At 54.8% G+C, this 13,285-nt stretch carries 13 protein-coding genes; 11 read left to right on the forward strand and 2 right to left on the reverse strand.

The features are described 5' to 3' along the window. Position 1 precedes the first annotated feature (1 nt). The 6 genes from nuoI (at position 2) to nuoN (ending at position 6,425) form a co-directional block, all read left to right on the forward strand. Complete coding sequence (gene nuoI / locus SK33_RS07525; RefSeq protein ID WP_048218330.1) at positions 2-544, forward strand: NADH-quinone oxidoreductase subunit NuoI; 543 nt, start codon at positions 2-4, stop codon at positions 542-544. Between the two features lie 11 nt (positions 545-555). Then, the gene (nuoJ, locus tag SK33_RS07530; protein WP_003028059.1) at positions 556-1,110 is read left to right on the forward strand and encodes an NADH-quinone oxidoreductase subunit J; all 555 of its coding nucleotides are present in this window, start codon (positions 556-558) and stop codon (positions 1,108-1,110) included. After that, positions 1,107-1,409 (forward strand): NADH-quinone oxidoreductase subunit NuoK, encoded by a 303-nt coding sequence (nuoK, locus tag SK33_RS07535; protein ID WP_000612644.1) that lies wholly within the window; start codon positions 1,107-1,109, stop codon positions 1,407-1,409. Before nuoJ ends, nuoK begins: the two co-directional genes overlap by 4 nt. Continuing rightward, on the forward strand, positions 1,406-3,247 hold the full coding sequence (nuoL, locus tag SK33_RS07540) for an NADH-quinone oxidoreductase subunit L (protein WP_003027695.1): 1,842 nt from the start codon (positions 1,406-1,408) through the stop codon (positions 3,245-3,247). The genes nuoK and nuoL overlap by 4 nt, the downstream gene beginning before the upstream one ends. 184 nt (positions 3,248-3,431) lie before the next feature. Then, positions 3,432-4,961 (forward strand): NADH-quinone oxidoreductase subunit M, encoded by a 1,530-nt coding sequence (gene nuoM / locus SK33_RS07545; RefSeq protein WP_003027692.1) that lies wholly within the window; start codon positions 3,432-3,434, stop codon positions 4,959-4,961. Positions 4,962-4,967: 6 nt separating this feature from the next. Continuing rightward, positions 4,968-6,425, forward strand: a complete 1,458-nt coding sequence (nuoN, locus tag SK33_RS07550) for an NADH-quinone oxidoreductase subunit NuoN (protein ID WP_048218328.1) — start codon at positions 4,968-4,970, stop codon at positions 6,423-6,425. A gap of 59 nt (positions 6,426-6,484) precedes the next feature. On the opposite strand, the gene SK33_RS07555 is transcribed toward nuoN, so the two are convergent. Both SK33_RS07555 and rbn read right to left on the reverse strand, forming a co-directional pair. Then, entirely contained in the window at positions 6,485-7,489 is a 1,005-nt protein-coding gene (locus tag SK33_RS07555; RefSeq protein WP_003839364.1) for a chemotaxis protein, read from the reverse strand. Positions 7,490-7,553: 64 nt separating this feature from the next. Beyond that, positions 7,554-8,471 carry a ribonuclease BN gene (rbn, locus tag SK33_RS07560; protein WP_032949697.1) on the reverse strand — a complete coding sequence of 306 codons (918 nt, stop codon included), beginning with the start codon at positions 8,469-8,471 and terminating at the stop codon, positions 7,554-7,556. Between the two features lie 67 nt (positions 8,472-8,538). On the opposite strand from rbn, the gene SK33_RS07565 reads away from it, so the two are divergent. From SK33_RS07565 to menH, 5 genes are all read left to right on the forward strand, one after another. After that, positions 8,539-9,000, forward strand: coding sequence for a GNAT family N-acetyltransferase (locus SK33_RS07565; protein ID WP_003027684.1), 462 nt, complete (start codon positions 8,539-8,541; stop codon positions 8,998-9,000). 63 nt (positions 9,001-9,063) lie between these two features. Then, a complete protein-coding gene (gene elaB, locus SK33_RS07570; RefSeq protein WP_003027683.1) occupies positions 9,064-9,369 on the forward strand; it encodes a stress response protein ElaB in 306 nt (101 codons plus the stop codon). 104 nt (positions 9,370-9,473) lie between these two features. After that, complete coding sequence (menF, locus tag SK33_RS07575; protein ID WP_003845093.1) at positions 9,474-10,772, forward strand: isochorismate synthase MenF; 1,299 nt, start codon at positions 9,474-9,476, stop codon at positions 10,770-10,772. 84 nt (positions 10,773-10,856) lie between these two features. Further along, positions 10,857-12,527 (forward strand): 2-succinyl-5-enolpyruvyl-6-hydroxy-3-cyclohexene-1-carboxylic-acid synthase, encoded by a 1,671-nt coding sequence (menD, locus tag SK33_RS07580; RefSeq protein WP_048218327.1) that lies wholly within the window; start codon positions 10,857-10,859, stop codon positions 12,525-12,527. Next, a complete protein-coding gene (gene menH, locus SK33_RS07585) occupies positions 12,524-13,282 on the forward strand; it encodes a 2-succinyl-6-hydroxy-2,4-cyclohexadiene-1-carboxylate synthase (protein WP_048218325.1) in 759 nt (252 codons plus the stop codon). Before menD ends, menH begins: the two co-directional genes overlap by 4 nt. Positions 13,283-13,285: the final 3 nt, after the last annotated feature.

The raw sequence follows: 13,285 nt of genomic DNA on the forward strand, positions 1-13,285 counted from the left end.
CATGACCTTAAAAGAATTGTTCGTAGGTTTCGGCACCCAGGTACGCAGTATCTGGATGATCGGCCTGCATGCGTTCGCGAAACGCGAAACGCAGATGTACCCGGAAGAGCCGGTCTATCTACCGCCCCGTTTTCGTGGTCGTATCGTTCTGACTCGTGATCCAGACGGTGAAGAGCGCTGCGTTGCCTGTAACCTGTGTGCGGTAGCGTGTCCGGTAGGCTGTATCTCTTTGCAAAAAGCAGAGACCAAAGATGGCCGCTGGTATCCAGAGTTTTTCCGCATTAACTTCTCACGCTGCATTTTCTGCGGTCTGTGCGAAGAAGCCTGTCCGACAACGGCTATTCAGCTGACTCCAGATTTCGAGCTGGGTGAGTACAAGCGCCAGGACCTGGTTTACGAGAAAGAGGATCTGCTGATCTCCGGTCCGGGCAAATACCCGGAATATAACTTCTACCGGATCGCAGGTATGGCAATCGACGGCAAAGATAAGGGCGAAGCAGAGAACGAAGCTAAGCCTATCGACGTCAAGAGCCTGTTACCGTAAGGAGAGGGGCAATGGAGTTCGCTTTTTATATCTGTGGCCTGATAGCCATTCTCGCAACCTTGCGGGTGATCACCCACACCAATCCGGTACACGCACTGCTGTATCTGATTATTTCGCTGCTGGCGATTTCCGGGGTGTTCTTCTCGTTAGGCGCTTACTTCGCCGGTGCACTGGAAATTATCGTCTACGCGGGCGCTATCATGGTGCTGTTCGTATTCGTGGTAATGATGCTCAACCTCGGTGGTTCTGAAATTGAACAGGAACGCCAGTGGCTGAAACCTCAGGTGTGGATTGGTCCGGCGATTCTGTCGGCCATCATGCTGGTGGTCATTGTTTACGCCATTCTGGGCGTAAACGATCAGGGCATCGACGGGACGCCAATTAGCGCGAAAGCAGTCGGTATTTCCCTGTTCGGACCGTATGTACTGGCGGTCGAACTGGCTTCGATGCTGCTGCTGGCGGGCCTGGTTGTGGCCTTCCACGTGGGGCGCGAAGAGCGTTCAGGTGAAGTGCTGAGCAATCGCACTGATGACCGCGCGAAAAGAAAAACGGAGGAGCACGCATGATCCCCTTACAACATGGACTGATCCTCGCTGCGATTTTATTCGTCCTGGGTTTGACCGGTCTGGTTATCCGCCGCAATCTGCTGTTTATGCTGATCGGACTGGAAATCATGATTAACGCCTCCGCGCTGGCCTTTGTGGTCGCCGGAAGCTACTGGGGCCAGACCGATGGTCAGGTGATGTACATTCTCGCCATCAGCCTTGCGGCTGCGGAAGCGAGCATTGGACTTGCGCTGTTGCTGCAACTTCATCGCCGTCGCCAGAACCTGAACATCGATTCAGTAAGTGAGATGCGTGGATGAACATGCTTGCCTTAACCATTATTCTGCCATTTATTGGCTTTGTATTACTGGCGTTTTCCCGTGGTCGTTGGTCAGAAAATCTGTCCGCTACCGTGGGTGTCGGGTCGATTGGTCTGGCCGCGCTGGTGACTGCGTTTGTTGGCGTTGATTTCTTTGCCAATGGCCAGCAGGCTTACAGCCAGCCGCTGTGGACCTGGATGTCAGTCGGCGACTTCAACATCGGTTTTAACCTGGTGCTGGACGGCCTGTCGCTGACCATGCTCTCCGTGGTGACCGGCGTTGGTTTCCTGATCCACATGTTCGCCTCCTGGTATATGCGCGGAGAAGAGGGCTATTCTCGTTTCTTCGCCTACACCAACCTGTTTATCGCCAGCATGGTGGTTCTGGTGCTGGCGGATAACCTGCTGCTGATGTACCTCGGCTGGGAAGGCGTGGGCCTGTGCTCCTATCTGCTGATTGGTTTCTACTACACCGATCCGAAGAATGGCGCTGCGGCAATGAAAGCCTTCGTGGTAACCCGTGTTGGTGACGTATTCCTGGCGTTCGCGCTGTTCATCCTCTACAACGAGCTGGGCACGCTGAACTTCCGCGAAATGGTGGAACTGGCGCCTGCGCACTTTGCAGATGGTAACAACATGCTGATGTGGGCAACCCTGATGCTGCTGGGCGGTGCGGTCGGTAAATCTGCGCAGTTGCCGTTGCAAACATGGCTTGCTGATGCGATGGCCGGCCCGACGCCTGTCTCTGCGCTTATCCACGCTGCGACGATGGTTACCGCCGGTGTCTACCTGATTGCACGTACGCACGGCCTGTTCCTGATGACCCCAGAAATTCTGCACCTGGTGGGGATTATCGGTGCCATCACTCTGGTGCTGGCGGGTTTTGCTGCGCTGGTACAGACCGACATCAAACGCGTTCTTGCGTACTCCACCATGAGCCAGATTGGTTATATGTTCCTGGCTCTCGGTGTACAGGCGTGGGATGCGGCGATTTTCCACCTGATGACGCACGCCTTCTTTAAAGCGCTGCTGTTCCTGGCATCCGGCTCGGTTATCCTGGCTTGCCACCACGAACAGAACATCTTCAAGATGGGCGGACTGCGTAAGTCAATTCCGCTGGTGTATCTCTGCTTCCTGATCGGTGGCGCGGCGCTGTCGGCTCTGCCGCTGATTACCGCTGGCTTCTTCAGTAAGGATGAGATTCTGGCCGGTGCAATGGCGAATGGTCATATTAATCTGATGGTTGCAGGTCTGGTCGGTGCGTTCATGACCTCTCTGTATACCTTCCGTATGATTTTCATCGTGTTCCACGGTAAAGAACAAATTCACGCTCATGCAGGGAAGGGGATTACCCATCATCTGCCGCTGATTGTGCTGATGATCCTGTCCACCTTCGTTGGCGCGCTGATTGTGCCGCCGCTGCAGGGTGTACTGCCTGCGACGACCGAGCTTGAGCATGGTCGCGTCATGACGCTGGAAATTACCTCCGGTATCGTAGCGATTGCGGGCATCCTGATCGCAGCATGGCTGTGGCTGGGTAAACGCCAGCTTGTGACATCGATTGCCAACAGTGCGCCGGGCCGCCTGCTGGGTACCTGGTGGTATAACGCCTGGGGCTTCGACTGGCTGTATGACAAAGTGTTCGTCAAGCCGTTCCTGGGTGTTGCCTGGTTGCTGAAACGCGATCCGCTCAACTCAATGATGAACATTCCGGCGATCCTTTCCCGCTTTGCAGGTAAAGGCCTGTTGTTGAGCGAGAACGGTTATCTGCGCTGGTATGTCGCATCAATGAGCATCGGCGCCGTCGTTGTGCTGGCACTGTTGATGGTACTGCGTTGAGTTTGAGGATTGTGGGGTTGATGTCGGATGGCGCTCGCGCTTATCCGACCTACGGGAATCTGTAGGCCCGGTAAGCGTTCGCGCCACCGGGCAAAAAAAAGCCGCAATCCGAAGTGAATTTTCTGTTTGAGAATTCGTTGAAAATCAGGTCCTGATGGGACTTTAACAAGGAATAAAGATCGCCATGTTACTACCCTGGCTAATATTAATTCCCTTTATCGGTGGCTTCCTGTGCTGGCAGACCGAACGCTTTGGCGTGAAGGTGCCGCGCTGGATCGCGCTGATTACCATGGGATTGACGCTGGCGCTTGGCCTGCAACTGTGGTTGCAGGGCGGCTATTCACTGACGCAATCCGCTGGCATTCCGCAGTGGCAGTCTGAGTTTGTCCTGCCGTGGATCCCACGTTTTGGCATCTCTATTCATCTGGCTATCGACGGTCTGTCGCTGCTGATGGTAGTGCTGACCGGTCTGCTCGGTGTTCTGGCGGTACTTTGCTCCTGGAATGAAATCGAAAAATACCAGGGCTTCTTCCATCTGAACCTGATGTGGATCTTAGGCGGCGTGATCGGCGTGTTCCTTGCCATCGACATGTTCCTGTTCTTCTTCTTCTGGGAAATGATGCTGGTGCCGATGTACTTCCTGATCGCGTTGTGGGGGCATAAAGCCTCTGACGGTAAAACGCGTATCACGGCGGCGACCAAGTTCTTCATTTATACCCAGGCGAGTGGTCTGGTGATGTTGATTGCCATCCTGGCGCTGGTGTTTGTGCACTATAAAGCGACCGGTGTGTGGACCTTCAACTATGAAGAGTTGCTGAATACCCCGATGTCCCACGGTGTGGAATATCTGCTGATGCTGGGCTTCTTCATCGCCTTCGCGGTGAAAATGCCGGTGGTTCCGCTGCACGGCTGGTTGCCGGATGCACACTCCCAGGCGCCGACGGCAGGTTCCGTTGACCTGGCAGGGATCTTGCTGAAAACCGCGGCTTACGGTCTGTTGCGCTTCTCTCTGCCGCTGTTCCCGAACGCGTCGGCGGAGTTTGCACCTATCGCAATGTGGCTGGGCGTTATCGGTATCTTCTACGGCGCGTGGATGGCCTTTAATCAGTACGATATCAAACGCCTGATCGCTTACACCTCCGTATCGCACATGGGCTTCGTACTGATTGCTATCTACACCGGCAGCCAGCTGGCGTACCAGGGGGCTGTTATCCAGATGATTGCGCACGGTCTGTCCGCAGCCGGTCTGTTCATTCTGTGTGGTCAGCTGTACGAACGTCTGCACACGCGTGATATGCGTATGATGGGCGGCCTGTGGGGCAAAATGAAATGGTTGCCTGCGCTGTCAATGTTCTTCGCCGTGTGTACTCTGGGTATGCCGGGTACAGGTAACTTCGTTGGTGAATTTATGATTCTGTTTGGCAGCTACCAGGTGGTTCCGGTCATTACCGTGATCTCGACCTTTGGTCTGGTGTTTGCCTCTGTTTACTCGCTGGCGATGTTGCATCGCGCTTACTTCGGTAAAGCGAAGAGCCAGATTGCCAGTGTTGAACTGCCAGGGATGTCGCTGCGTGAGCTGTTTATCATCCTGTTGCTGGTCGTGCTTCTGGTACTGCTTGGCTTCTATCCGCAGCCGATTCTGGATACCTCGCATTCTGCGATGAGCAACATCCAGCAGTGGTTTGTTAATTCCGTTACTACTACAAGGCCGTAAATCGCCATGACAATAACTCCACAACACCTGATTGCGCTGCTACCGCTGCTGATCGTCGGCTTGACGGTGGTGGTTGTGATGCTCTCCATTGCGTGGCGACGCAATCACTTCCTCAATGCCACGTTATCGGTCATTGGGCTTAACGCCGCGCTGGTTTCGCTCTGGTTTGTTGGCCAGGCGGGCGCCATGGACGTCACCCCGCTGATGCGGGTTGACGGTTTCGCCATGCTCTACACCGGACTGGTGCTGCTGGCGAGTCTTGCCACCTGTACCTTCGCTTACCCGTGGCTGGAAGGCTACGATGACAACCGGGAAGAGTTCTACCTGTTGGTGCTGATTGCCGCGCTCGGCGGTATTCTGCTGGCTAATGCTAACCATCTGGCGGCGCTATTCCTTGGTATTGAGCTGATCTCTCTGCCGCTGTTTGGTCTGGTTGGCTATGCGTTCCGTCAGAAACGTTCGCTGGAAGCCAGTATCAAATACACCATTCTGTCTGCCGCAGCGTCTTCCTTCCTGCTGTTCGGTATGGCGCTGGTGTACGCGCAGTCTGGCAATCTGTCGTTTGTTGCGCTCGGTAAGAGCCTCGGCGACGGCATGCTGCACGAACCGCTGCTGCTGGCGGGCTTCGGTCTGATGATTGTTGGCCTCGGCTTTAAACTTTCGCTGGTTCCGTTCCACCTGTGGACGCCAGACGTTTACCAGGGCGCTCCGGCTCCGGTTTCCACCTTCCTGGCGACGGCGAGCAAAATCGCTATCTTCGGCGTGGTGATGCGTCTGTTCCTGTACGCACCGGTAGGGGATAGCGAAGCGGTACGTATTGTACTGGGCGTGATTGCCTTTGCTTCCATCATCTTCGGTAACCTGATGGCGCTGAGCCAGACCAATATTAAACGTCTGCTCGGTTACTCTTCTATCTCTCATCTCGGCTACCTGCTGGTGGCGCTGATTGCTCTGCAGAGCGGCGAGATGTCGATGGAAGCGGTTGGCGTTTACCTGGCCGGTTACCTGTTCAGCAGCCTCGGCGCGTTCGGTGTGGTCAGCCTGATGTCCAGCCCGTACCGTGGCCCGGATGCGGACTCTCTGTTCTCCTACCGTGGTCTGTTCTGGCATCGTCCGATCCTCGCGGCAGTGATGACGGTAATGATGCTGTCTCTGGCCGGTATCCCGATGACGCTGGGCTTTATCGGTAAGTTCTACTTACTGGCAGTCGGTGTGCAGGCTAACCTGTGGTGGCTGGTTGCCGCTGTGGTGGTCGGTTCGGCGATTGGTTTGTACTACTACCTGCGTGTTGCCGTGAGCCTGTACCTGAGCGCACCGCAACAGCTGAACCGCGATGCGCCATCCAACTGGCAGTACAGCGCGGGCGGTATCGTGGTGCTGATTTCTGCCCTGCTGGTACTGGTGCTGGGTATTTACCCGCAACCGCTGATCAGCATTGTGCAGTTAGCGACTCCGCTGATGTAAGGCTACATGCAGTAACGAAAAAACCCGCCGAGGCGGGTTTTTTTATGCGTGAAATACGGTCAGTTCAATAGCTGACGGCTCACCAGCGGACCGCTGATGCCTTTTGCTGTGCGATCCATCACTTCCTGGATCACTGAAGAAAGCTCATTGACTTCGAATTTGGCCACGTAGCCATCCGCTTTTACTCGGCGAACATGATCTTCGTTCGCACTACCGGAAAGCGAAGAGTGGATAACGACCGGGATCTTCTTCAGGCGTTCGTCGGTTTTTATTTTGCGGGTAAGCGTAAAACCGTCCATCTCCGGCATTTCGAGATCGGTGAGTACCAGGGCGATCTTCTCGCTAATAGGCTTGCCCTCCGCCAGTGCTTCTGCGGAAAGCTGCTGTATTTTTTCCCACGCATCCTGGCCCGTTACATGCATCAGATGCGGGATTTCCATGGCGTTAAGCCCTTTTTCCAGCATTGCACGGGCCACTTTTGAATCATCTGCCACAATCGCCACCGCACCCGGCGTGATGTTGAATTTATTGGTTTTCAGATCGGTTGCGCGCAGGTCGTGGTTCGCCGGTACGATGTCATACAAGATCTGCTCAACGTCGAGCACCAGCGCCAGGTTGTTGGTCTCTTTGTTGTCGTCCAGGCAAGCGATACTGGTGATATAGCGACCATTGACGGCTTTCTCGGCGGTATGCACCTGTTGCCAGTCCAGGCGCATAATGTTTTCCACTGACTCCACCGCAAACGCCTGGACGCTGCGGGCATATTCTGTGATCAACAGGATGTTGAGTCCGGTCTCTGGTTTACAGCCCGCGACGGCGGGCAGGTCAATCACCGGGATCACCTGATCGCGAATATTAACCATACCCAGCAGCGGGGCCTTCATACCAGCCGGACGCGTAAAGGTCGGCATCGGCACGATTTCACGCAGCTTGAATACGTTGATGCCAAATAGCTCTGATTTCTGCTCCTCAACAGATTTGCCGAGGCGAAATAGCAGTAGTTCAAAACGGTTAGACAGGGTTAGGTTTGTCCTGTCATCAATATCTTTCTGGAAATTGTTCATCCTGTCCTCAGTGTGAAAGCCAGCCTTTCCACTGTTATCGGCACTGAGGCGGAAAAATAAAGCGTTAAACGCTGAAAATGGCGAAATCGTGAGCCAGTTCCGTGTCTGGAAAAATCGCTTTGCACTCTTCAAGCAAACGCTGACAGCCTTTTTCATCATAGCGTGAGCTAACGTGGGTCATGATCAGGCGTCCCACTCCGGCATCCAGCGCCAGCTGTGCGGCTTGTCGGGTTGAGCTGTGCCCGCGACTGTTCGCTTTCTCCTCCATTGAGGCATCCAGCGTGGTTTCGTGTACCATGACATCTACACCTCGAGCCAGTTCAATGGCGGACGCGCAGGGTCCTGTGTCACCGAAAATAGCGACTGATTTTCCCCTGGTGGCCGGGGCGAGGAAGTCGGCGCCGTGGATCGTACGTCCATCCTCCAGCACGATAGTTTTCCCGGCTTTCAAATCCTGAAACCACGGGCCCGCTTTAACACCTGCCGCCTTCAGGGCGTTAGCGTCAAGCGCACCGGGTTTGTCATGCTCTTGAATGCGAAAACCGTAGCACTCCAGCGGATGCGCCAGCGGGTACGCCGTGACTTTACGCAGGCCGTCATCGACAATCTCACCTGCGGTGATTTCCACAATTTCCATCGGATAATCGGTCCAGGAGCCGCTCAGACGTAATGCGGTTTCGGTAAACTCTCGCAACCCTTTTGGCCCGTAAAGCGTCAGAGGCTGGACATTGCCGGCCATTGAGCGACTGCACAGTAGTCCCGGTAAACCAAACAGGTGATCGCCGTGCAGATGGCTGATAAAAATACGATCGAGTTTTCCTGGATTGAAAGGAGTGGTGAGCATCTGATGCTGCGTCCCTTCACCGCAATCAAAAAGCCACAGCCCCGCCTGAGTCGGGTGTTGCAGATTCAGTAAAATTGCCGTTACATTGCGTGAGCGAGTGGGGACTCCCGCTGACGTGCCTAAAAATAGTAATTCCATCTTCGCGTTACACTTTTCGCCATCAATAAGGCAGGGTGTTCAGGTTATCACAACATAGGGGCAGACAATGATTCACTGGCAAGATCTCCACCATGCAAAGCTGAGTACCCAACAACTGTACGCACTACTTCAGTTGCGATGCGCGGTGTTTGTAGTTGAGCAACAGTGTCCGTACCAGGATGTGGATGGCGATGACCTGGTTGGAGAGAATCGCCATATTCTGGGCTGGCATAACGATGAGCTGGTGGCGTATGCGAGGATTCTGAAAAGCGATGACGAGCTGGAGCCGGTGGTGATTGGTCGGGTGATTGTAAGCGAAGCGCTGCGCGGTGAAAAACTGGGGCAACAGCTGATGGCCCAGACGCTGGCATCCTGCGCGCAACACTGGCCACACAAGGCGTTATATCTGGGCGCGCAGGCGCATCTGCAATCGTTCTATGCGCGCTTTGGCTTTGTTCCGGTAACGGATATCTATGACGAAGACGGTATTCCACACGTCGGAATGGCGCGGGAAGCACATCAGGCGTAAACAGGCGCAAACAGTCCAGGTTGTCTATAGTTAGCGGGTACGTCAATTGAAAGGGAGAATATAATGTCTTTTCATTCTTATGAATCACGTATCGATGATGATCTGGAATTATTAAGTGAAACGCTGGAAGAGGTGCTGCGTTCTTCTGGCGACCCAGCAGATCAAAAATACCTTGAGTTAAAAGCGCGGGCAGAACGGGCGTTAGAAGAGGTGAGAAATCGCGTCAGCCATGCTTCTGACAGCTACTATTACCGTGCGAAAAAAGCTGTTTGTCGGGCGGATGATTATGTGCACGAAAAACCCTGGCGCGGGATCGGCGTTGGCGCCACAGTCGGTTTAGTGATGGGATTATTGTTAGCACGGCGATAAATTCCGTTCTGTCATCGCATTTGTACGTACTCCCTAACTGGGGGTACTGCTTTTTCTGCTCAGTACCCCGTATAATGTGAGGTTTTTAACAGGGAGAGGTCCGCGTGCATTCAATCACTACTGCGCTGGAAAGTCTGATGCGTCATTTATCGCAAGAGATGCCAGCAGCACCTGGAATTCGTATTTACGATATACCTTTCCCACTGAATGATGCGTTTGACGCTTTAGGATGGCTGGCCAGTCAACCCGTCTGGCCCCAGTTTTACTGGCAGCAGCGTAACGGCGACGAAGAGGCCGCTGTATTAGGGGCCGTCGCCGCATTTTCCTCGCTGGAATCGGCCCAGCAATTTTTACACCAGCATGATAATCATCCCGACCTGCGCATCTGGGGCCTGAATGCCTTTGAGCCACAGCGTGGCAATTTGCTGCTGCCGCGGCTGGAGTGGCGACGTTGCGCCGGAGTGGCGAGCTTACGCTTACATCTCTACAGCGACGTATCGTTACGTGACGACGCCGCGCAGGCGGTGGCGTTTATCTCATCGCTCGCCAATGTTAAGCCGCTACCCGCGTTGCGTCTCAGTTTGACGGGAGAACAGAACTGGCCGGATAAAGCTGGCTGGACAAATCTGATAAAACTCGCCACGCAAACAATCGCAGGAGAAGACCTCGATAAGGTTGTGCTGGCACGGGCGACCGACTTACAGTTTTCTCAGTCGGTTAATGCCGCGGCCGTGATGGCATCCAGCCGTCGCTTAAACCTGAACTGCTACCATTTCTTTATGGCATTCTCTGCCGACTCCGCTTTTCTTGGCTCTTCCCCTGAGCGTCTGTATCGGCGGCGAGACACGGCGCTGCGCACCGAGGCGCTGGCCGGAACCGTGGCCAATCATCCAGAGGATCATCGGGCCTGGCAGTTGGGTGAATGGCTAATGAAAGATGATAAAAACCAGCGTGAGAATATGCTGGTGGTTGAAGATATTTGCCAGCGCCTGCAAGGCTGTACGCAAACTCTCGACGTGCTGCCGCCACAGGTGCTCAGGCTGCGTAAAGTGCAGCACCTGCGCCGTTGCATCTGGACGGAACTGAATCAGGCCGACGATACGCTTTGCCTGATGCAACTCCAGCCCACGGCGGCTGTCGCCGGTATTCCGCGAGAGCTGGCGCGTGAATTCATCCAACAAAATGAACCCTTTGAACGTGAGTGGTATGCCGGTTCTGCGGGTTATCTTTCACTGCGCCAAAGTGAGTTTTGCGTGTCACTACGTTCGGCGAAAATTAGCGCAAACGTGGTGCGCCTGTATGCCGGGGCAGGGATCGTACGTGGTTCAGATCCTGAGCAGGAATGGCAAGAAATAGACAACAAAGCGGCGGGTTTACGTACTTTATTACAGATGGAAGCCTAATGAGTCACACATTACCGACTCATATCAAAAATCCATTTATTCGATTCTTTATACTGTGTCGCAATATTGATACCGGACAATCTCATGTCAGTAAGCGCATTTAACCGACGCTGGGCGGCGGTCATTCTGGAAGCACTCACTCGCCACGGCGTCAGGCATGTCTGCATTGCCCCTGGCTCTCGTTCTACACCGTTGACGCTGGCGGCAGCGGAAAACCCCGCATTCATCCATCACACCCATTTTGACGAGCGTGGTCTTGGGCATCTGGCCTTAGGTCTGGCAAAAGTTAGCCGTCAGCCTGTCGCCGTGATTGTGACGTCCGGTACCGCGGTGGCGAATTTATATCCCGCGTTGATTGAAGCGGGCCTGACCGGTGAAAAACTAATTTTACTTACGGCAGACCGACCGCCAGAGCTTATCGACTGTGGTGCGAACCAGGCGATTCGTCAGGCCGGAATGTTTGCCTCGCATCCATCGCAAACGCTCTCTTTACCGCGTCCGACTCAGGACATTCCGGCAAGCTGGCTGGTGTCCACTATTGATAATGCGTTAGCAACCCTGCATAGCGGGGCGGTTCATATCAATTGCCCGTTTGCGGAACCGCTGTATGGCGATATGGACGAAACGGGGATTGCCTGGCAGCAGCGCCTCGGCGACTGGTGGCAGGACGATAAACCCTGGCTGCGAGAAGCGCGTCGGCTGGAAAGCGACAAACAGCGCGACTGGTTTTTCTGGCGACAAAAACGCGGCGTAGTCATTGCGGGCCGCATGAGCGCTGAAGAAGGTAAGAAAGTTGCGCAGTGGGCGCAGACGTTAGGCTGGCCGCTGATTGGTGATGTTCTGTCGCAAACCGGACAACCGCTGCCGTGCGCCGACCTGTGGCTGGGAAATGCGAAAGCGGTAGCTGAGTTACAGCAGGCGCAGATTGTGGTGCAGCTTGGCAGCAGCCTGACCGGAAAACGACTCCTGCAATGGCAGGCCAGTTGCGATCCGCAGGAATACTGGATTGTCGATAATATCGAAGGCCGCCTCGATCCGGCTCACCATCGTGGCCGCAGGCTGGCGGCGAAAGTTGGCGACTGGCTGGAGCTGCATCCGGCGGAGAAACGTCAGCCCTGGTACGTGGAAATCCCTCGTCTGGCGCAACTGGCCTGGCAGGCGGTAGAAGCCCGTCGTGAGGCGTTTGGTGAAGCGCAATTAGCCCACCGTATTCGCGAATACTTGCCGGAGCAGGGGCAGCTGTTCGTGGGTAACAGTCTGGTGGTACGCCTGATTGATGCGCTGTCGCAGCTTCCGGCTGGTTACCCGGTCTATAGCAACCGTGGCGCGAGCGGTATTGACGGCCTGCTGTCAACGGCTGCAGGTGTACAGCGTGCCAGCGCGAAATCGACGCTGGCGATTGTTGGCGATTTATCTGCATTGTATGACCTGAATGCGCTGGCGTTATTGCGCCAGGTTTCTGCACCGTTTGTCCTGATAGTGGTCAACAATAACGGCGGACAGATTTTTTCTCTGCTGCCGACGCCAGCCAGCGAACGCGAACGGTTCTATCTGATGCCGCAGAACGTACATTTCGAGCATGCTGCCGCCATGTTTAACCTTAAATACCAGCGCCCGGAAAACTGGGAGCAACTGGAGAGCGCGTTGACTAACGCCTGGCGTACTCCTGCGGCCACGGTGATTGAGCTGGTGGTGAATGAAACTGACGGGGCGCAAACCTTGCAGCAACTGCTGGCGAAGGTAAGTCATCTATGATCCTGCATGCGCAGGCGAAAGAGGGCCAGGCGGGATTTCCCTGGCTGGTTTTCCTGCACGGTTTCTCTGGCGATTGTCGGGAATGGCAGACGGTCGGCGAAGCGTTTCAGGATTATTCGCGGCTATACATCGATCTGCCGGGACACGGTGGCTCTGCTGACATCAGCGTGAGCGGATTCGATGACGTAAACGTTTTGCTGCGTAATACTCTACTTAGTTACAACATACACAACTACTGGCTGGTGGGATACTCTCTTGGTGGCAGAGTCGCGATGATGGCGGCCTGTCAGGAGATGCCAGGGCTTTGTGGTCTGGTGGTAGAAGGTGGACATCCAGGCTTGCAAGGCGAAGAGGCGCGCGTTCAGCGTCGTCTCTCGGATGGCCGCTGGGCTGCGCGTTTTCGCGCAGAGCCGCTACGTGAGGTGTTTAATGACTGGTATCAACAGCCCGTTTTTTCCTCGCTGAACACGGTACAAAGAGAGGCGCTGGTCGCTCTGCGTAGCCAGAATAATGGGCAAACGCTGGCGGCAATGCTGGAGGCCACCTCGCTTGCCGTACAACCTGATTTACGTGCGCAACTCACGACGTGCACATTTCCGTTTTATTATTTATGTGGTGAACGTGACGATAAATTCCGCGCTCTGGTGGCGGAAATATCAGTACCAAACCATGTGATTCGTAATGCCGGACACAACGCGCATCGGGACAACCCCGCGGGTGTAGTGGACTGTCTGGCTCAGATTCTGCGTCGCTGACTA

The sequence above is a fragment of the Citrobacter sp. MGH103 genome (assembly GCF_001034475.2).
Classification (GTDB): domain Bacteria; phylum Pseudomonadota; class Gammaproteobacteria; order Enterobacterales; family Enterobacteriaceae; genus Citrobacter; species Citrobacter freundii.